At 48.0% G+C, this 20,430-nt stretch carries 19 protein-coding genes; 17 read left to right on the top strand and 2 right to left on the bottom strand.

Going from position 1 to position 20,430, the window contains the following annotated elements:
* The first annotated feature begins 14 nt into the window (after positions 1-14).
* The 3 genes from EXY25_RS01565 (at position 15) to EXY25_RS01575 (ending at position 3,668) form a co-directional block, all read left to right on the top strand.
* Positions 15-2,408 (top strand): penicillin acylase family protein, encoded by a 2,394-nt coding sequence (locus tag EXY25_RS01565; RefSeq protein ID WP_130565482.1) that lies wholly within the window; start codon positions 15-17, stop codon positions 2,406-2,408.
* 318 nt (positions 2,409-2,726) lie between these two features.
* On the top strand, positions 2,727-3,101 hold the full coding sequence (locus tag EXY25_RS01570) for a helix-turn-helix domain-containing protein (protein WP_130565483.1): 375 nt from the start codon (positions 2,727-2,729) through the stop codon (positions 3,099-3,101).
* A gap of 81 nt (positions 3,102-3,182) precedes the next feature.
* Positions 3,183-3,668 (top strand): FKBP-type peptidyl-prolyl cis-trans isomerase, encoded by a 486-nt coding sequence (locus EXY25_RS01575; RefSeq protein WP_130565484.1) that lies wholly within the window; start codon positions 3,183-3,185, stop codon positions 3,666-3,668.
* 67 nt (positions 3,669-3,735) lie between these two features.
* Here EXY25_RS01575 and EXY25_RS01580 read toward each other — a convergent pair whose 3' ends face one another.
* The gene (locus EXY25_RS01580; RefSeq protein ID WP_130565485.1) at positions 3,736-4,605 is read right to left on the bottom strand and encodes a mechanosensitive ion channel family protein; all 870 of its coding nucleotides are present in this window, start codon (positions 4,603-4,605) and stop codon (positions 3,736-3,738) included.
* A 143-nt stretch (positions 4,606-4,748) separates the two neighbouring features.
* Positions 4,749-5,492, bottom strand: a complete 744-nt coding sequence (locus EXY25_RS01585; protein WP_114336792.1) for a hypothetical protein — start codon at positions 5,490-5,492, stop codon at positions 4,749-4,751.
* A gap of 548 nt (positions 5,493-6,040) precedes the next feature.
* Between EXY25_RS01585 and EXY25_RS01590 the strand changes: the two genes are divergently transcribed.
* The 14 genes from EXY25_RS01590 (at position 6,041) to EXY25_RS01655 (ending at position 20,397) form a co-directional block, all read left to right on the top strand.
* Positions 6,041-7,045 carry a DMT family transporter gene (locus EXY25_RS01590; protein WP_130565486.1) on the top strand — a complete coding sequence of 335 codons (1,005 nt, stop codon included), beginning with the start codon at positions 6,041-6,043 and terminating at the stop codon, positions 7,043-7,045.
* Positions 7,046-7,093: 48 nt separating this feature from the next.
* Positions 7,094-8,419, top strand: coding sequence for a pepsin-like aspartic protease (locus EXY25_RS01595; RefSeq protein ID WP_130565487.1), 1,326 nt, complete (start codon positions 7,094-7,096; stop codon positions 8,417-8,419).
* Positions 8,420-8,552: 133 nt separating this feature from the next.
* Positions 8,553-9,116 (top strand): GNAT family N-acetyltransferase, encoded by a 564-nt coding sequence (locus tag EXY25_RS01600; RefSeq protein ID WP_207232089.1) that lies wholly within the window; start codon positions 8,553-8,555, stop codon positions 9,114-9,116.
* Complete coding sequence (locus EXY25_RS01605; protein ID WP_246019472.1) at positions 9,103-9,897, top strand: SAM-dependent methyltransferase; 795 nt, start codon at positions 9,103-9,105, stop codon at positions 9,895-9,897. Before EXY25_RS01600 ends, EXY25_RS01605 begins: the two co-directional genes overlap by 14 nt.
* Positions 9,898-9,975: 78 nt before the next feature.
* Positions 9,976-10,242, top strand: a complete 267-nt coding sequence (locus tag EXY25_RS01610) for a hypothetical protein (protein ID WP_130565490.1) — start codon at positions 9,976-9,978, stop codon at positions 10,240-10,242.
* Between the two features lie 47 nt (positions 10,243-10,289).
* Complete coding sequence (locus EXY25_RS01615) at positions 10,290-12,011, top strand: tetratricopeptide repeat-containing diguanylate cyclase (RefSeq protein ID WP_130565491.1); 1,722 nt, start codon at positions 10,290-10,292, stop codon at positions 12,009-12,011.
* A 122-nt stretch (positions 12,012-12,133) separates the two neighbouring features.
* Positions 12,134-13,153 (top strand): acetylxylan esterase, encoded by a 1,020-nt coding sequence (locus EXY25_RS01620; RefSeq protein WP_246019473.1) that lies wholly within the window; start codon positions 12,134-12,136, stop codon positions 13,151-13,153.
* A gap of 316 nt (positions 13,154-13,469) precedes the next feature.
* The gene (locus EXY25_RS01625; protein ID WP_130565492.1) at positions 13,470-14,198 is read left to right on the top strand and encodes an esterase family protein; all 729 of its coding nucleotides are present in this window, start codon (positions 13,470-13,472) and stop codon (positions 14,196-14,198) included.
* Positions 14,199-14,248: 50 nt separating this feature from the next.
* Positions 14,249-14,845: a DJ-1/PfpI family protein gene (locus EXY25_RS01630; protein ID WP_130565493.1), complete on the top strand. Its 597-nt coding sequence runs from the start codon at positions 14,249-14,251 to the stop codon at positions 14,843-14,845.
* A gap of 51 nt (positions 14,846-14,896) precedes the next feature.
* The gene (locus tag EXY25_RS01635; RefSeq protein WP_114336784.1) at positions 14,897-15,091 is read left to right on the top strand and encodes a YwbE family protein; all 195 of its coding nucleotides are present in this window, start codon (positions 14,897-14,899) and stop codon (positions 15,089-15,091) included.
* A 179-nt stretch (positions 15,092-15,270) separates the two neighbouring features.
* Positions 15,271-16,275: an oxygen-dependent tRNA uridine(34) hydroxylase TrhO gene (gene trhO / locus EXY25_RS01640; RefSeq protein WP_130565494.1), complete on the top strand. Its 1,005-nt coding sequence runs from the start codon at positions 15,271-15,273 to the stop codon at positions 16,273-16,275.
* A 37-nt stretch (positions 16,276-16,312) separates the two neighbouring features.
* Positions 16,313-16,792, top strand: a complete 480-nt coding sequence (locus tag EXY25_RS01645; RefSeq protein ID WP_130565495.1) for a YchJ family protein — start codon at positions 16,313-16,315, stop codon at positions 16,790-16,792.
* 36 nt (positions 16,793-16,828) lie between these two features.
* On the top strand, positions 16,829-17,107 hold the full coding sequence (locus EXY25_RS01650) for a polyhydroxyalkanoic acid system family protein (RefSeq protein ID WP_114336781.1): 279 nt from the start codon (positions 16,829-16,831) through the stop codon (positions 17,105-17,107).
* A gap of 404 nt (positions 17,108-17,511) precedes the next feature.
* The gene (locus EXY25_RS01655; protein WP_130565496.1) at positions 17,512-20,397 is read left to right on the top strand and encodes a PKD domain-containing protein; all 2,886 of its coding nucleotides are present in this window, start codon (positions 17,512-17,514) and stop codon (positions 20,395-20,397) included.
* The last annotated feature ends 33 nt before the right edge of the window (positions 20,398-20,430 follow it).

Raw genomic sequence — 20,430 nt, forward strand, 5'->3', positions numbered from 1 at the left:
TTTGCGAGTATTCGATGAAAATCATTAAGCGATTGCTGCTGATGGCGTTTGTGCTAACCCTGCTGGCGTTCGGCGGGGTCTATTTTGCGGTGACGGCCAGTCTACCTGTATTAGAAGGTGAGTGGGGTGGTCACCCGCTTACGCAGGCGGTAAAAATCGAGCGGGATAGTCATGGTGTGCCGACGATATCAGCCGCCAATGATGCGGATAGAGCTTATGCCCTTGGTTGGCTGCATGGCCAAGATCGTTATTTTCAAATGGATCTGCTGCGAAGAAACGCTGCCGGTGAACTATCGGAATTGTTTGGTAGCGCAGCGCTGGACTGGGATCGAGAAATGCGCACCCATAGGTTTAGAGCGCGGGCAAGGCAAACCATCGAGGCGCTGCCAGAGGCACAGCGCACTGTGATTGATTCATATACCGCGGGTGTGAATGAAGGGGTGGCCAGTTTAGGCGCGCGCCCCTTTGAGTATCTACTGTTGATGCAATCTGTTCGCCCCTGGTCTGCAGAAGACAGTCTGCTGTGTCTCTATTCTATGTATGTTGATCTGCAGGATCATGATGGTAGCTATGAACGCTCCCTCGACTTTATGCAGACGCAGCTTCCTGCTGACTGGTTTGAATTTCTCAGGCCGCAGCCAGCAGATATTGGTGACGATTCGAAATTCCATTGGGAAGCACCGCTGGCGGGCGACGTTACTACCCGCCTGGCTTTGCCCGAGATGCCAATCGCTGCTCTACTGAACGGCTTAGCGCCAGGTCATACGCTGGCCGCTTATCATTGGGCGGACGAAGGGATCCCTGGCAGTAATAACTGGGGCGTTGCTGGCAGTCGCAGCCATCATGGGGCTGCCATTGTCGCGGATGATATGCATCTGGGCATTCGCGTACCTAATACCTGGTATCGCGCTAGTTGGTATCTGGAGGACGGGCGCCGAGTCACCGGGGCTACGTTACCTGGTACACCCGCTATGGTGGTGGGTAGTAATGAAAAATTTGCCTGGGGTTTTACCAATACCTATGGCGACTGGAGTGAGGTGGTTAGGTTAGTGACGGATGACCGCCGCAGCCAGTACTTGACCCCCACTGGCTGGCGTGAATTTGATTACCATGAAGAGATCATCATGGTGAACAACCACCCGAATCCATTTACGGTGCGTGAAACTATCTGGGGACCGGTGATTGGTGAAGATGAACAGGGGAACCTGCTTGCCTATCGCTGGATCGCTCATGATCAACAAGGGGCTAACTTTGAGATCATGGAGCTGTCTAAAGCGCTGAGCAGTGCTGAAGCTTTAGCGATTGCCAGCCGCAGCGGTGTTCCGGCGCAAAACATGATGCTGGCGGATGCCGAGGGCAACCTTTCCTGGAGTGTTTTTGGCGCTATCCCCGATCGCCTCTGGTTAGATAAACAGTGGGTACAGGATTGGTCACAACAGGATGGTAACTGGCAGGGGTATCGTGCGGCAGAAGACTATCCCCGCGTGGTCGCCGATGAGTTAGACGGCTATTTGTGGACGGCTAATTCGCAGGTGTTAATGGATCAACGTTACCCTTTGATTGGTGATGGTGGTTACGACATCGGGATCCGAGCTGGCACCATTGCCGAGCGCTTAGCGGCTAAAACCAAATTGAATGAGGCCGATCTGTTGGCGATCCAACTCGACACTGAAAACCGGTTGCTGGGGCGCTGGGCAGACCATCTGCGGGATGTGGTTGATATTCAACCTGAGCCCGTGTTTGCCGCAGAACTGTTAGCCATTCTAGATGAGTGGGATGGGCATGCCGAAGTGTCGTCTGTCAGTTATCGTTTGGTGAGTGCTTATCGCCAAGCGGTGCTTGAAAACAGCCTAGGGCCGGTTTATCAAGCACTGACATTGAAGGACTACCAAGGGTTTAGCGTAAAACGTATCGACAACTTTATTGATAACCCATTATGGCTGCTGATCAGTGAGCAGCCCGATCACTTGCTTAATCCGGCGTTTGTGAGTTGGGAAGCGCTGCTGCTAAACAGCGCTCGCACCGCATTTAGTGAACTTACACTTAATGGGTTGCCGGCTGACGAAGCAACGTGGGGGCTAGCCCATCAGCTTCACCTGCAACACCCGTTAAGCAGAGCGGTACCGGGGCTTGGCTATTTTCTTGATATGCCACAACAAGCAATTGCTGGAGACCGGAAAAACGTAGTTCGGATACAGGGACGAGCGTTTGGCGCGTCACAACGTATGGTGGTAGCGCCGGGTAGGGAAGCTGATGGCATATTTCATATGCCAACTGGGCAGAGCGGACATCCGTTCTCTGAGTTCTATCAGGCTGGTCACCAGGATTGGGTTGAGGGCAACCCATCACCCTTTTTGCCGCAACAGACTATTTATCACTTGAAATTACTGCCTGCTGCCCATAACTAAATGGGATAAGCAAAATGCTGATGCTTAACGGTGTTAGCGGGCTGATTTGAAAGACCGTAGAGCGGATAGCTGTTAGGCCTAGCCTCACTATCTATTTACCATGGGTTTAAGCTCATGAACCATGCACTGATAAGCACAGGAATTTAAATGACAGTTGCAGAGAACAAAGTCGTTGTTCTATAAAGCATGAGTTTCTACCTGCTTTTGACAACAGACTTTTCTTAACGAAGACAATTAATCATCTGATAAGTAAGCGCTGTTTTTGTTTATGAAAATGGAGTCAGATATTAGTAACGACTGATGTAGCGAAATAAAAGAATGGATGATTTATCGAAAACGGCAGCAGTGGAAAACTCTGTTAGGGCAGATTTTCTAATTAGTAAGAAACTTATAAAAGTTACAGAGATTCTAAAAGATCTTCACTTTGACTTCCCGCTTAATGGCATCGCTATTCTTATGGAAGTATCGTGTGAGGATGGTGTATCGAGTAGCGATATATCTCACAGGCTAGGATTACCAAAAGCGACAACTAGCCGCAACCTTAGAATGCTATCAGACAGACTGTCGCATGAAAAGGAAGGTCTGCGTCTGATTGAGTTACGGCATGATGAAAAAGACTACCGAGTACGTAGGGCATATATGACCCTGAAAGGCTATAAAGTTGTACAGCGCATAAATGAGGCGATGGCTTAAAATGTGAGTGAGTTATGACTTCACTTGTTTAACTAAGTCCATTAAAAATAATATATTACATATAATTCATAGGGTTAATAAATGTCAAAATCTGTTGCAGAGAACAAAGTCGTATCGATTAATTATCAAGTTAAAGACGCCAGTGGTGAAGTACTAGATGCTTCTGCCGAAGGTACGCCGCTTGAGTATTTACATGGCCACGGCAATCTTATTCCAGGGTTAGAAAATGCGCTGACAGGCATGGAAGCGGGTACTGAATTTGAAGTGGTTGTTGAACCAAAAGATGGTTATGGCGAGATCCATGCCGAAATGGTTCAGGAAGTACCTAAAGAAGCATTCCAACAGACTGAAGAGATCGTCGTTGGTATGGCGTTCACCGCTGAAACCAATCAAGGTCCGGTGCGCGTTGTTGTCACAAACGTCAGTGATGACACAGTGACTGTTGATGGCAACCACCCATTAGCAGGCAAGACACTCACGTTTACCGGCAGTGTTGCCGCTGTGCGTGAGCCGAAAGATGATGAACTGGAGCATGGTCACGTGCACGGTCCAAGCTGTAATCACTAAGCAATACTTATTGCCTGAAAAAGCCGACGTTAAGTCGGCTTTTTTGATCTGCGGCAGTACAGCAGGATTAGCTCGCGGGATCCTTGTACTGATGGACAACTCTTTGTGGAAATGGGATCTGGATGTTTTCGCGACGTAAAGCGTCAATGACTGCTTTATTCAGCGCGTATTTTCGCTCAAAAAAGCTGAGGCTGGGTACCCAGACCCGATAGCCGATAACAATGGCGCTGTCATCAAAGCGGTCGATACCGATATTCGGCGTTAAAGTGTCGCTCTCTGTGGCTTCATTGTCGTTATTGTTGGCTTTGTCCTGACTATCATCTGTTTGGGCTATCGCTTCTCGGATCACGGCTAATGCCTTGTCGATATCCGTATCGTAGGCAACCCCAACTTCAGCCTCTATCACTCGAGCCGCAGCAGAGTTATGGACTATTTCGCCGACAATGTGTTTGTTAGGGATCAGGATCAGTTCGCCGTCTTCGTTTTCTAACAAGGTGGTGGCAAGGTTTATCTCCTTAACCACGCCGTGAACGCCTTGCACTCGGATGGTATTACCGATAGTAAACAGCCGGGTAAGAATGATGGTTAAGCCTGCCGCATAGTTAGAGAGCATGCCTTGAAAAGCCAAACCAGCACCTAATGATGCGGCACCTATCGCTGCGACAAATGGTGTGATGGCAATGCCAAGTTGATTGAGGGTCATAATGACCACCATCACGATGATGGCGATCTTCACCATATTGGCGAGAAAGTTTGCCAGGGTCACATCAACGTGGTGGCGCAAGCATAGGTTATTGATCCAAATGCCTACTTTCTTAGCGATCCAGAGACCGATCAGCAGAACTACGATGGCACCTAACAGTTGGAAACTGTACTCCACCAAGAAATCAGCGATCAGGTCGTAGTACTTCTGCACATCAGCAATATTTTCTTCCATGGCGGGGGCACTCTAACGTCTATTACTTATTCGTTAAAGGTAAGTCAGAAATCGAAACTATGACAGATAAATGTCGAATTTTTAGAGGGTTGGCATAAAAACAAAAAACCGGGCGAGAGGCCCGGTTTGTTAGCGAGAAACGATTATGGTTGTTCTCTGAACTTGGTTAGTGCGGTCAACGCTCGCTTGCTAACTTCGTCAGATTGATCACTTTCGTATAGTCGATTCAACCGTTGCTCAAGCGCATCACTGTGCGGAGCATGCACCAAGACCTCAAGTGCCGCTAAACGAACTTCACTGGCGTCGCTATCCAACAGCAACACCACTTCATCGAGCATGTACTCTTCGGTGGCTTCGTGCATCACTTTAAGTGTACGCACTTGTTGTGCTGGCTCGTCAATCTCATCCAACTGATCGTGGAAATAGGCAACAACTCCAGGCTGATTTGGCGCGTCTTGCAATTTCTGCAAAGCGTCAGCGATCGCCAGCTTGTTGTCGAAACTGATCCCACTGTCGGTGATTAGTTGGTTAAGGTAAGTCGCCGCAAGGGCAGGCTGACTGAGATCGAAATTAGGCTTATTGGCACCTTCCTCTTCGGAAAAATAGGTTGCCACCATATGCCAACGCTCAGCGTTAGTGAGTTTCGACTCGCTATCAAATGCTTCTAAGAAGGTTTTTTCGCCAGCTTTGCTGGAAGGTATTTCGATGGTTAGCTTGGAGGTTGCTAACTTAGGTTCTGCTTCTTCCACAATGACTGCGTCCACTGCTGCCATTTGAGACACTGGAATTGCTTGAGAAGCGTCTTGGTTACTGGAAACTGAGTTCACAAATGCTGTAAACCCGGCACCAAATAGTACCAAGAAGATATCTCTGTAACTGAGGTTCATTTTGAGCTCCTTGAAACGTCCGCCGCCAACTGCTAACTACTACCGGTGTAACGTACCACTTTCTTCAATGTGTCCTTTCACGCGCCACAAGGACATTCTTTTTACAGTTATCGACCGACTACCAGCCAGGCAACATCATTTTCTATTGTCATCCCTTGTACTGTGCGAGCACTATTTACCTCGCTGGTACACCATTAAAAAGTCACTGACTTGTTAATGTAAGGATGAAACGGAAGGGCGTGTATACCTTGCTCTACCAATTTCTTCCATGTGGAATCTGTAGTCGTCCAACAGACAGTATAGGCGTTTGTAACTATGATGCACATCAATTTATTACTGCAATGTTACAAGTAACAGCAGTGAATGTTAACATTTAGTTACCGCTTTTTCTTGGTTACTTTTAAATCAGTTAGTTAGCTTTTGATTAATTACTACAAATTTCGAGTGATGACTGACAAGTTTTTTGACAGCGATCACTATGACCAAAACTAGCTTTTTAGGCTGTTGTTCATTAGCTTTAGCAACCAAGGTTAACTTACGAGTTGTTGATGGAAGCCAAAACGCCTGTTGAATCAAACTCCTTACTCATCGAGCTTCGTACCGTTGCGCTGACATCCCTCGCTTTGCTGGCGTTTGCTGCCAACTCTTTGTTGTGTCGGCAGGCATTGGCTCCCGCTGCTGAAACAGCGCAAGCGATGGATCCGTATAGTTTTACGTTGGTGCGATTATTCTCTGGCGCAGTGATGTTGGCGGTACTCACTTTACTGCGGCGATGGCTGATTGAGCGTCGTGCATCGCTGGTCTCGGCATGCCCCAGCAAAGACAGCAAAGCGTTTTCTGTCAACAGGTCTTGGTTGCGCCGTGGTGCTGCTTTGTGGCTTGCATTATATGCTTTAGGTTTTTCCCTTGCTTATGTTGAGCTGGGCGCCGCCCTTGGCGCACTGATATTGTTTGCCACAGTGCAATTTACATTGATGACAGCAGCGCTAGTGCAACGCGAGTCGTTGAGCAAAAGACAATGGCTAGGTTTTCTATTTGCGTTGACAGGGTTTGTTTGGCTGGTGCTACCAGCAGTAACCAAACAAAGTGATGCTAGCAACATCAGCTTTATCGGGGTTGGCCTTATGGTCGTAGCGGGGATCGCCTGGGGGTTCTACACCTTGGCGGGGCGCGGCAGCTTAGATCCGTTAAAAGAGAGCCGGGATCATTTTGCAGCCTCTCTGCTTTGGATCGTATTAGTTGCATTGATTTTTGTGTTGTTTGCCTCGCTCTGGTTAGACGAGATCACAATACATATCAATCTCGATCCCCGAGGTTTGTATCTTGCCGTTGCTTCTGGTGCTCTGGCATCTGGTGTGGGCTACGCGCTTTGGTATCAGGCATTACGCTATCTACAGGCCAGTCATGCCGCCGTTAGCCAATTGCTGGTGCCGATATTGGCTGCTATTGGCGCAGCGCTCTGGTTGCAAGAGCCGATCACTCAGGGGTTGATAACGGCCGGTAGCCTCGTGCTACTGGGTATCGCGTTGATGACAGTAAAAAGCAACCCATGATCGAAGTCATAGCGATAAACGGATAATGCAAAGACGGAGCGATACACCATGACGCAAAACAGCCAAGACAAGCAGACTCTCGTGCATTCGCAGGCTGAGCCGCGTAAAGCCAAGGCCGAAACAAGCTTTCATGAAGCGATGGTTATTCCCATCACCATGGCGTACGCCGAAGGCGGCTACACCGCGCCAATATATGTGGGAAGTGAGAAGCGCCTGGTGAATGTGTTGCTCGACACGGGCAGTTCCGCCTTAGCGGTGCGGGCAGACAAAGTGTTGCCCGATCAGGACGCCCACCTTAAACCCACGCCGCTGGCACAGGCGATCGCCTATGGCGCAGGTGGTTGGGCGGGACCCGTGGTGCATTCACAGATTGGTATCGGCCACGATGATGAACAAGTGGTGTTGGATGATGTGGCGCTGGCGCTGATTGTTGAAGAGCCACAACGTAATTTTTTCGAAGCGGATGGCATCTGGGGCTTGGCCTACGCGCCGCTAGACACTGTTCACGACATGTCTGACTACTTGCAACAGCAGGGCAGTGATATCGCCCATACCTATCCATGGCCGTTTAATGCGGTTGCCGATCACAATGAGCTTAAGAGTTTTCAAAAACTGTTTAAGCAATATCCAACCGTGCATATCACCCCCTATTTTACCGCGATGGAAGAGGATGGCCGTTGCAGCAACAAGTTTGCACTGTATACCCAGCGGGCGTTTTACCATATGACGGAAGCCGACGAAGCAGAAAGTGAACTGCTACATGATCCGTTAAATACAGGTTTTCTTATTTTGGGTGGCGGTGAGGAACACACCCACCTGTATCACGGTGAGTTGGAAGCCGTGTCTGTGGTGCATGATGTTTACTACAACACCCGCATTAAGAAGTTTCAGGTAGACGGATTCGCAGCGATGGACGTAGAGCGGATCCAACCCAAATACGAGAAGAGCTATCAGAGCAACAGTATCTTCGATTGCGGCTCCAGCTTCATGGTGCTGACCGATCCCATGTACCAATACTTCACTGACTGCCTGAGCAAGCTAGAGCCCGGATTGTTGGATCTGGTCGCAGCGGGGCAAAAAACCGCGCGGAAGTTGACTGGGTTACCCATGAGCAAATTGCATCTGCCCCATTGGCCTGATCTGCATTTTGTCATGGAAGGGGAGTACGGTGACGTCACCTTAACCTGTCCCGCCACCCACTATTGGCAGATCAACGCGCCCGGTGAGGGCGAAGCTATGTTTACTGTGATTAGTCAGCTCGATGGCTGGGCAAACCAGTCGATACTGGGGTTGCCGTTGCTGAGTAACTACTTCTGCGTGTTTGATCGTAGTGAGCATGAGTTAGGGGTGATTAGAACGGCGAAGCGGAAGTGATCAAACATATTGTGTGAATCCTTCACTGTTTGCCTGTTAATGCATTGTTTAATAAAAAAAACAATGATAGAACAACATAATCTGTTTTGATTGAGATCAATTTGGCTTAATGCAGAGATGCGCCATTAGACAATTGGACGGTCATAAAAAGGATTTTCACCAACAACCTGATCTTCGTAGTGCGGAGAACGGTGTTCGCCTTATTCCTATAAAAAAGTCTGATTTTTCATTATTCTCAAAGCTTTATCAAACCCCTGCAACCATGCGTTTTATTGGCGCACCACTCAAACAGCAAACTACTGAAGCGTTGTTTTCCTATGTCTTGCAACAGCAAAACGTCAAGCAGCCACGGTGCGCTTATTGGACTATTAGCGTCGATGGCAGTGGTTCATGCGGTTTGATTGGTTTGATGTTTGAAAACACCGATAGTGCTGAAATTGGCATCATGTTGAAGCCATTCGTTCGATCCCCTCGGATATCCGATATCGCGATGAACCGTATTGCTCGTTATGCATTTACATCTTTTGGCTTGGCGAGCGTTACCGCGCGTATTGCAGTTGAGAATTGGCCTGCCAAAACACTGGTGACAAGGCTTGGGTTTCATAAGATTGATGTGAATAGAAAGACGACAGATGACTTCGAATTTTGGGCTGTTACCTCTACAACATTAAAAGATGAATGCAATGAACAAAGGTAAACCTGGCCAGCTTTCGGTCGTAGGCACAGGCATGATGCTTGGGGCACACATCACACCCATCGCGAAAAGCTATGTTGAGGAGGCTGACATCGTTTTTGCCTCTGTTTCTCATAGCGCGACAGAGACCTGGCTCAGTTCACTGAACAGTAATTTTGTTAGCTTGCAGCAGCATTATGGTGAGGGGCGGTCACGGGAAGATACTTATCAATTGATGGTCAATACTGTGCTTGAAGCTGTACGACTCGGCAAGCGCGTTTGTGCTGCTTTTTACGGTCATCCTGGTGTGTTTGCTTGGGCACCCCACGAGTTAGTGAGAGTAGCTAAAGCCGACAATCTAAATGTGGTATTTGAGCCGGGCATTTCCGCCGAGGATTGTTTGTATACTGATTTGGGTATCGATCCCGGAGAGGTTGGTTGCCAACATTTTGCAGCCAGTCAATTTATGTATCATCAGCGACGAGTTGATTCCTCGGCCTACTTGGTTATTTGGCAGCCAGCGATGGCCGGTGATTTGGCGATGACACGTTTCGAACCTGATACCCGATATATTGCGTTATTGGCTGAGCTGCTGATGGAAACCTACCCTGCTGATCATCAAGTTCTGTTGTACGAAGCCGCGACCCTGCCATTTGCAGATCCAAGGGCAGATAGAGTTCATCTTGGTGAGTTAGCAAGTGCTGAAATGGCGATGCACACGACATTAGTGATACCGCCCAGTGAGAAACTAAAGCGTAATCATAAAATGATAGAACGAATCAAAGCTATCGCTGGAACAGCTTAATACAGGTTTAACAGTGAGGGATGATTTACTCCCCTCGAAATTAAAGGTGGCCTAGGCCAACACATAAAAGGAAGTGTTATGAGCAATTTAATCAAGTTTGCGGTTGAGTTTGGTTCCAGCGCGAAGTTACGAGCAATGACAGAACAAGAGCTGGTTGAAACGATGCAGTCTTATGAGCTGAGTCAGGAAGAGCAGGCTGCTATTTTGAGCCGCGAACCTAAACGTCTTGCTAATTTGGGGAATGGAGATATTTATTGTGCCCTGTTTCCTGAGAAGCCTGAAGATGAAGAAGATGACACAGAGAAAGATAGTGAAGTTGAATCATTGATAGCGCAGGCTGTATAACATTGCTTAGATTTTTCCTTCATAAGTTAGGCGGAGTAGCATTATTTATGCTACTCCTGAACTTTAATTCTTTTGCTGAAGATTTTGACGCTCTATTGATTGAGGCTGAAAGCCTTAGAACAAAAAACATGAGTGTATTTGAGAGAAAAATTGAACATTTGGAAAGTTTTAGAAAAAATATGAGCTCGTATCAGGTGTCTCATTTAAATTATTTGAAAGCTTTTTACCTTTCAAGATTAGGTAAGACATCGGACGCTATATCTCTATATGAAAGTGTTGTCGAGGAAAGCATTAATGCTGATGCTGCTTTTCTTTCATTAATCGCCTTAGTTAATCTGTATGGGCTTGAAGGTCAAACTGAAAAAGCGTTTTCAAATGCTCTAAAATTTTCTGATGAAATATATAATAAAGTAAAACAAGAAAAACGGAATAATGCAACGCTGCTAATGTCTTATACGTTATTGAAGGCTGGGTTGAATGTTGAGGCTGCAGCGGCGTTGAGTAGTATGGAAACTAAATACCTTGATGACCGAAATAGATGCTTGAAGCTTGTTGTTGAGTCTGAAATATATAGTGAGCTGTCTGATTCAGGGATTAAAAGTTCAACAGTTAATGATGATATTTCTTTTTGCAAAGAAATAGGTGAGCATATTTTGGCATATATAGGGCAGGTGAACATAATAAAAAAAGGAGTGGCAGACGGAAATGGATTTAATTTTTTAAATCTTGCTGTTTCTGAACTTGAACGTGTGATAAATACAAAATACGACAATCTCATTGCTGAGTGGTATGTCACACTTTCTTCTATATGGTTAGATAATAAAGGTTATGAACAAGCCGTTAGATATGCCATGCTCTCTTTTGATTATGATGTCGATCAAAGCTATATTGAGAATAGAGTGCAAGCCTACAAAACTCTTTACCAAGCATATTATAGTATTGGTGATTTACAGAGAGCATTTAAATTTTTAAAAGAATATGAACTAGTAAAATCGTCGGTTGAACATTCAAAACTTTCTTCAGCTGTTGCTTTCTACTCTGTCAAGTTAAAAGCTGAAGAAGCTACTAGGCATATTGCAAGTCTAAACAAAAAACTTTCCCTCGCCGATCTCGAGTCTCAAGTTGCCAAAGTCGAAGCTGAAAATAATCGTTTGTATTTATCGATGGCGTTGATTGTGGTTTGTATGCTGATCCTTTGGGTTTATAAGACCAAATTGCATCAGTTGCGCTTAAAAAAACAGGTAGAAGTGGATGCGTTAACTGGCGTGCTTTCCCGTCGCTATTTTTCTGAATGTTTTGAAAAGGCGTTGGTAAGTGCTCAACCAGCGCAGCAAAGTGTTAGCTTTGTCTTGTTCGACTTGGACCATTTTAAACGAATTAACGACAGTTACGGCCATCCGGCAGGTGACTGGGTATTGAAAGCCGTGGGTGAGGTTTGTAGCAGTAGCGGGCGGCGTGCTGATTTAGTTGGCCGCTTAGGCGGTGAAGAGTTTGGTATTCTGCTGCCTGATTGCGATATGGCGAATGCCACCCGCGTCGCCGAGCAGTGCCGACTCGCTATCGAACGGATAGATAGCACACCTGCTGGCGCTAAGTTTCAAATTACTGCCAGTTTTGGCGTGTCAGCGTCTTCCGTTGTTGGCTATGACAGTCGTGCGTTGATCGTTGATGCCGACAAAGCGTTATATTTATCTAAGAAACATGGTCGTAATCGGGTCACCCTGTCGCCTAACTATGACAACAGTGTGATATTGGGGGCGGGCATTTAGCCCGCTTCGAAGATTGGTGAATAGGTTGTGGCAATAGGGAGATATGCCACTTGCTAGTATGGCAGCGCTGTTGATCATTCAGGCCAGCGTTATGGAGGTGAGCCATTAGTGGTTACGATGAAGTGGCAGTTAATCTTGAAGCTAAAAGTGGTGAAGTAGAAGGTTTTGCTGCAGTAGACGGCAATCTCATCACAGATCACCCTTATCACTTTGACCCCTCTTATGGCTATTCCCTCGAACAGCTAATGGCCGTTGGCCGCCCCGATGAACCGTCAGATTTTGACCATTTTTGGCATAAACGCTATCAACGTGCGTTGGCTTGCCAGCCACTGCCAGTGATTGCCGATCTCAATCGCGATTGGTTAGGTTGGCGTGTGTTTGATGTTACTTATCAGTCGACAGATCAATTCCCTATTCGCGGTTGGTTACTGCTACCGAAAAGCGGTGTGGTTAAACGGGGCTTTGTGATTGGCCATGGTTATGGCGGCCGAGATGCGCCCGACTTTAATCTGCCTTTTACCGATTCGGCATTGTTGTTTCCCTGTTTTCGAGGGTTGTCGCTAAGTCACCGTGAACCATTGTCCACCAACCCTCAGTTTCATGTATTACACGATATTGATGATCCGCAGCGCTATGTGATTGGTGGCTGTGTTGATGATATTTGGCTTGGGGTTTCCTCGCTACTGCGGCTGTTTCCTAACTTGGCTGGGCATATTGGCTATTTGGGAATAAGTTTTGGCGGCGGGCTTGGCGCAATGGCGACTGCCTATGACTCCCGGATCCGGCGTGCCCACTTCAATGTGCCGACCTTTGGCCATCAACCGCTACGGGTGTCGTTAAAAACCCGCGGCAGTGGTCAGGCGGTTAGGCGCTTCTATCGTCATCATCCTGAAACAACCATGCGTACACTGGGTTACTACGATGCCGCTACTGCGGCTGCGAGAATTCAGGTACCTACACATTTTGCCTGTGCCCGCTTTGACCCTGCGGTTGCACCACCAGGGCAGTTTGCTGTGTACAACGCGGTGCCTCAAAGGAAAGAGTTGCTGGTGCTCGATGCTGGGCATCATGAGTATCCGCGACAAGCGCAACAGAACAATGAGTTGATGGACCAGTTGAACCAGTTTTTTAAGCCACTATAGGGCTGGATCTTGCTTCTTTGAGGTTTGTTTCTTGGCGTGGAAGTAACGCGGTTGCTTGATCCCCTCTCCTAGGGGAGAGGGCTAGGGTGAGGGGTGTTTAGCTCGTAAGTGTAAAGCAAAGACCCCTCATTCCAGCCTTCTCGACTGGTTCTTGCTTTCGCTTTTTAGGGGAGAAGGAGTAAAAGAGTTGTTTTCGCGGTTGCACACGTGCTGCTGATATTTAATGCAGAGGAACCGTCAGTACTAAAGGGTGAGGGTTACAACCCAAACGATATGTAAGCCAATATCAAACAAGTGAGGACACAGGGATGGGACTATGAACCGGGAGTATCACAAGTGGTGGAGTGATCGGTTAGGGCGGGACATGGAGTTACTCGTGTTTGGCCATGCTGGTGCCAAAGTGTTGATATTTCCGACTCGTGGCGGGCGTTTTCATGAATATGAAGATATGCGCGTAGTGGCATCGCTGCGGGATAAGATCGAACAGGGGCATTTACAACTGTACTGTGTTGATAGCGTTGATGCCGAAAGTCTCTACTGTTGTTGGGCTCACCCCCATGGGCGTATCGAACGGCAGAAAGCGTACGAGGAGTATATTCTCAATGAAGTGATGCCATTTATGCAGGACAAGAATCAGCATGAGTGTGTTATTTCCCACGGCTGCAGCTTAGGCGCGTTTCACGCTGCTAATATCGCATTTCGTCATCCCCACCTTTTTAAAAAGCTCGTAGCCTTCTCTGGTCGTTATGATTTGACGCTGAACGTTGAGTACTTTAGCGACTTGTTCAGCGGCTACTACAATGATGATATCTACTATCACACGCCCACCCATTTTCTGCCCAATTTACATTGTGATTGGCGTTTACAGCAGTTACGGGCGATGGAGATAGTGCTGGTGATTGGCAGGGATGATCCGTTTAAAGCAAACAACGAGCATTTGAGCCATATATTATGGGGCAAGGGTATCGCCCACCAGCTGTTAACGTGGGATGAGCGTGCCCACCGTGCGTATTACTGGCGCCGTATGGCACCGCTGTATCTATAGAGATTGGTTGTTGATTATCTAGTTTTAGTCGTAGAGGCAGGTTGTCAGGTATGACGAAAATGCGATTAGTGGTACTGATGTTTGATGATGTGGAAGTTCTGGATTTTGCTGGCCCATTTGAAGTGTTTGGGGTCGCCAACGAACTGAATCAAAACAGCTTACTTGAGATACAATTGGTGTCGGCCGATGGTATGGCTGTGGTGGCCAAAAATGGTTTGTCGATCAATGTTGACGCCGCTATTGATGAGATAAGTGCAGCAGATCTGCTGCTTGTCCCTGGGGGGGCGGGTACTCGAACCGTTATAGAGCAAACCAAAACGATCCAGTGGATCGCGGAACGTGCTGCGGCGGCAACGCATACGATGTCAGTGTGCAGTGGCGCTTTGTTGTTGGCCAAGGCTGGGTTGTTATCGCAGTGCAAAGTAACAACCCACCACCACTGTTTTGAGCTGTTGCAAGGCTTAGCACCTGACGCCAAGATCTGTCATCAGTCCCGCTTTGTCGATAACGGTCAGCTCATTACTTCTGCGGGCATTTCTGCCGGAATTGATATGAGCCTACACATGGTGGCCAGATTGTTTGGCCCCCTTGCCGCGAAGGCGACAGCGGACTATATGGAATATGCTTGGCAAGCAGAGGCGATGTGATGATGGCACGTTGCGAATTGTCAGCACGCGTTAAATTAAGAGGGTAGATTGATGGCTGTACCTAATAGAAGCGAGTTGCACCCCGGATTACCTGTGGCCATAGTGCAGAAGCAAGATCAACGTAGCGGCCAGTTAACCGAAGGGGTGATCCAATCGTTACTGACCAAGTCTCCCAGTCATCCCCATGGTATCAAGGTCAGATTAGATTCCGGTGAAGTAGGGCGGGTGCAGGCGATTTTGGAATAGTGCATTGCTTCCATATTGGCACCCACGTAACACCTGTTCGAGCACCGCTGTAACAGAGCGCTTTGGCGGCGCCCATTAAGCTGAGAGACATCCGAAAAACCTTCCTTTATAATACTTGAGCTTTTTGCTCTGGAATTACGCTCCAGCTCGCTGTTTTACTGAATATAAGGGACGCTGTTTTGTCTGATATTGTTGTCTGCGCACTGTATAAATTTGTATCTCTGCCCGATTTTGAACAACTCCGTCAACCGTTACTCGATGCGATGAATCAACACCAGATCCGCGGTACTTTGCTGCTTGCGGCCGAAGGCATTAACGGCACTGTAGCGGGCAGCCGCAAAGGTGTGGATGGTCTGTTGCAGTGGCTCAGCCAGGATCCCCGTCTGGCGAATATTGAGCACAAAGAGTCTTTCACTGACCAAGCTCCTTTCCACCGCACTAAGGTCAAGTTGAAAAAAGAGATTGTCACCATGGGGGTTGAGGGGATAGATCCTCAGCAAGTGGTGGGCACCTATGTCGAACCCAAAGATTGGAACGAGTTGATCAGCGATCCTGACGTGGTGCTGGTGGATACCCGTAATGATTACGAAATCCAGGTCGGCACATTCCAGGGAGCGGTGAACCCGCAAACCGAAAGCTTCCGCGAGTTTCCTGACTATGTTGCGAAGAATTTAGATAAAAAGCAGCACAAGAAAGTCGCCATGTTTTGTACGGGTGGGATCCGTTGTGAAAAATCGACCGCTTACCTGAAAGAGCAAGGTTTCGATGAGGTTTACCATCTGAAGGGCGGCATTCTGAAATACCTGGAAGAGGTGCCTGAAGAAAATACGTTATGGCAAGGCGAGTGCTTTGTCTTTGATGAGCGGGTCACTGTTAATCATCAAATGGAGAAGGGTAATTACGACCAGTGTAATGCCTGTCGCTTGCCGATCACTGAGCAGGATAAACAGAGTGAGAAGTTTGCGCTGGGGATCAGTTGCCCACACTGTTATGACAAAGTGACCGATGAACAGCGTGCGCGCTTTGCTGAACGGCAAAAGCAGGTTGAGTTGGCAAAGCACCGTGGCGAAGCACATATAGGCGCCGATGCGGCTGAGGCAATTGCGCAGCGAAAACAACGCAAGCAGGCGCAGAAGTTGGCGCAGAAAGAGCAAACAAGCGCCGCTGCGAGTTCTAAGCGCTAACGGTGGCGCAGAGGAGTGCTAACTGAGGTGATGGTTGATGGATAACACCAGTGAGAGCTGCCCTTGTGGCTCCAGCAACGCTTATAGCGCGTGTTGTGGGGTTTATCATTGTGGTCAGGCATTGGCGCCGACTTGTGAAGCGTTAATGCGCTCCCGCTTCTGTGCCTTTGTTAAGCATGATGGTGACTACCTCTACGCAACGCATCACCCTGATTTTCGTGGCACTGACACTGCCGCTGATTTTGTCGCATCGGCACGAGAAACCCAATGGTTGCGACTGCAAGTGTTGGCGAGTCAGGGTGGGGCTTTGGATAATGATGGCTGGGTGAGGTTCAAAGCCTGGTTTATGCAGCAGGGAAAGGTGTATGTTCACGAGGAGCATTCGCAATTTACCCGCCTTGAGCAGCGCTGGGTTTATACCCAGGGTGACTTTGCCCCCGCCGCCGTGGTAAACATGGGACGAAATGATCCGTGCCTTTGCGGTAGTGGTAAAAAATTTAAGAAGTGCTGTGGTTAAATCTGACTTTAATCCAGCTTAGAGAAAGGGATACTGATGGCTGCTATTTTGCTCGTTCGAGCACATGATTTAGGACACGATAAAGTCAGAGAATTGAGTGAAAAGGTTGCTGACAAACTGGCCGAAAAATACGGCATAGAGTGGCAATGGCAGGAAGAGTTGCTGATTTTTACCCATGATGGCGGCGCCGATGGCCATTTGCGTCCAACGGAGCATCAGTTAGAGATCTCTATCAAACTGGGCTTTATGCTATCGCTGTTTAAAGACAGCATCGAGACATCGATTAACGAGCAATTGGATAGGCTGTTGAGCTGATTTCTAAATGCTGTTTTCCTAAGCGCAGTTTCCCCTCATCAACTTTTTGTATCGCCCTTTTGTGACGGAAAGGGTGACAGCTTGTTACGGATAATTCTCTTTACCACCCTAGTTTGCGCTGCGTAACGCGAGTTAGTGTGGTGGCGATTTGACTGTTCAGACCTCAACCCAAACATTTGCTAATGGATCGCTAAGCGGCTAATTACCTTACTATTATCAATTTTTCTTAATGCCTATTTTGAGGCGAACCCTCTTTCTCAAGAAAAATCATTGAAACATTCCATTTACAACTCATTTACATAGCGCTAGCCTGTCCGTGATATCGCTCACATAATTCATCTGTGTTGTGATCTCCATTGTTCTTCGTGGCTATTTAAATCGTGGTGTTGTAAGGAGTGGTTTCAATGTCGAGGATAGGCGTTTCATTATTTATCTTGATTACCTTTATGGGGTTACCGTCATTTGCGAATGCATTTGAGCAGACGTACCCGCAGTTAAACTTACGTGGTACTTCCAATGGCTGGTCAGTGACATCGATGTCATTGGTTGCGGATCATACTTGGCAAGTGAATGCCCAGTTTGCTGCCACTGATACTGAGCGCTTTAAGTTTGATGTGTATGGCGATTGGTCAACCAACTTTGGCGATGATCAAGCGGATGGTTACGCTGATGCGTCTGGCGGTGACATTGCTGTGACGCAAGGCGAGGGGATCTACCAGATCACCTTAAACGACGAAACGCTGCAATACAGCGTGACAAAACAGGGTGGAGAGAACCTGCTCCCAGTGGCTGATGCCGGTGAGGACATCAGCCTGAATGTCGGTGACACAGCCTTTTTCAACGCCGGATCGTCTTATGATAGTGATGGCCAAATTGTTAGTTATACATGGTCAAACGGTTTATCTGGCGTCGCACCGTCACTGACTTATGAGCAGGCGGGACTGTATACCGTTGTTCTCACTGTGACTGACAACGACGGTGCCTCAGCCACGGACTCCGTGTTGATTAATGTCACTGCAGCTGATGCAGAGCATAACTTCGAGGCATTGTCTTTACGCGGTACCCATAATGACTGGTCTACAACTGCCATGGTTGCGGTGGCAAACCACAGCTGGGAAGCCACAGTTACTTTTTCTGGCGACGCTGACGATAGATTTAAGTTTGATCGTTTCGGCGATTGGTCTGAGAACTATGGTGATAGCAATGCTGATGGTATCGCAGAGATCGCAGGTGGCGACATTCTGATTAATCAGGGCGCTGGCGATTATTTCATCACGTTTAATGATGCCACGTTAACCTACTCTGTTAGTAAAGCGGGTGAGAGTAACCTGCCTCCGGTAGCTGATGCCGGGGATGATATTACTTTACTGGTTGGTGAAACGGCCTATTTCAGTGCGGCAGGATCCCGTGATAGTGATGGCGATATTGTTGCTTACGCGTGGTCGAACGGGCTGCAAGGTGTCAATCCTACGCTGACCTATCCAAATGCCGGCAGTTACCAAGTCACGCTGACGGTCACCGATGACGATGGTGCAACGGCTACTGACACAGTGGTTGTGACAGTGAAGGACGACAGCGTACAACAGAACTTTACCCACCTTTATTTGCGCGGTACCCACAATGGCTGGGCGACCGGTGAGATGGCGTTGGTGGAGGATAACACTTGGCAGGCAACAGCCACCTTTGCAGCTGGCAGTGAGCAGCGTTTTAAATTCGATCAGCTCGGTGATTGGAGCCTCAACTATGGTGACAACGAAGCCGACGGTTGGGCTGAGCAAGCGGGTGAGGACATCTTTATTACACAGGGACCAGGGGAATACCTGATCACTTTTAACGACAGTAACTTTAGCTATCGTGTGGAAAAAACTGGTATCGACAACCAAGCTCCGATCGCGGAAGCTGGCGCGGATATTACTATTTCAGTAGGTGAAGTTGCCTATTTTGACGGCTCACTCTCTCAAGACCCTGACGGCGAGATCGTTAGCTACCAATGGTCAAATGGTCTGTCTGGTGTTGCGCCTAGCTTGGTCTACGGCACAGCAGGTGACTATGTTGTCACATTAACGGTCACGGACGACGGTGGTTTAATTGCCACTGATAACGTCACGGTGCTTGTTAGCGCCCCAGATGCTGCACCGGACGCTTGCCGAAGCGATATCAACTTTTTGGGTGACACAGACAAAGATGGGCTACCCGATTGTGCCGAGCTGGATGGTATTCCTTACTTTGAAGAGTACTACTATCAACTGGGTGCTCGTGTAGGTACGCCTGATCTGTTTGTTGAGATCGATTGGATGGAAACGACAGATCTCGGTGTTATTCCGCAACGTGAAGCTTTAGAGAAAGTGAAAGCGTCTTTCGCTGCTGAAGGGATCGCGATCCATTTTGATACTGGCTCGCTCTACCATGCTGATGCGGGTATCAGCCCCGACGATTTCGATTTGGGGGGCGGTAACGCGTTGCCGTTCACTAAGACCATTCAACTGCAATACAGCTCAAATCCAGAAATTGCGGGTTTATATAATCTCAAGATCGAGCATATGAGCTATGCCCGTCGTTTTAACGCCCCTTGGTACTACTTGGTGTTTGGCAGTTCACGTAACTTGACTGGTTCAGCGGGTAGTTCAGGTGTTGCTTGGGTGAATGGAAAAGAAGCGATTGTCTCCTTAGGCCAGTGGGGACTTAATCGTAAAACCACGCGTAACACCAACTTGTTGATTAACTATCAGGCTGGCACTGTGATGCATGAATTTGGTCATAACTTGGGGCTGCTTCATGGTGGTAATGACAACGTTAATTACAAACCAAATTACCTAAGCACAATGAACTACATGCACCAATTGGATGGCTTGCCGACAATCGGCCTGGACGAGGGTGACCGCCTAATGCGCCGACTGCATGGCAGCGTTTGTGTGCCTTATCTAAGCAATGCGCCGACCGATGACTATCGTCACTTCCGTATCAGTTACAGTCATGGCCTGAGTATCGATATGGATGAGACCGGTGATGCACCGCTGCATGATGCGGTAGGTTTTGGTCATCCTAACTCGGGCGCAATTGATTACAACTGTAACGGCTATCCTAATGATATTGAATATGGTTTGGATGTGAACAAGGACGGCGCCTACACTGTGGTTAGAGATCACGATGATTGGGGCAGCATTAACTTCTACTTCTATAAGGGTGACGGTGGCGTTGCCGGTGCGCGGGCTTTTGTTGAGCCGGTGGCGATAGAGGAAGAGGCGCCAGATGCTGAATTCTTTAATCAGCTTAAGGCGATGATGGATTAAGCTGCACTGCGATATCGGCATGGTGACCTTGTT

Origin of the sequence: Corallincola spongiicola, from assembly GCF_004284785.1 — a bacterium.
GTDB lineage: Bacteria > Pseudomonadota > Gammaproteobacteria > Enterobacterales > Neiellaceae > Corallincola > Corallincola holothuriorum.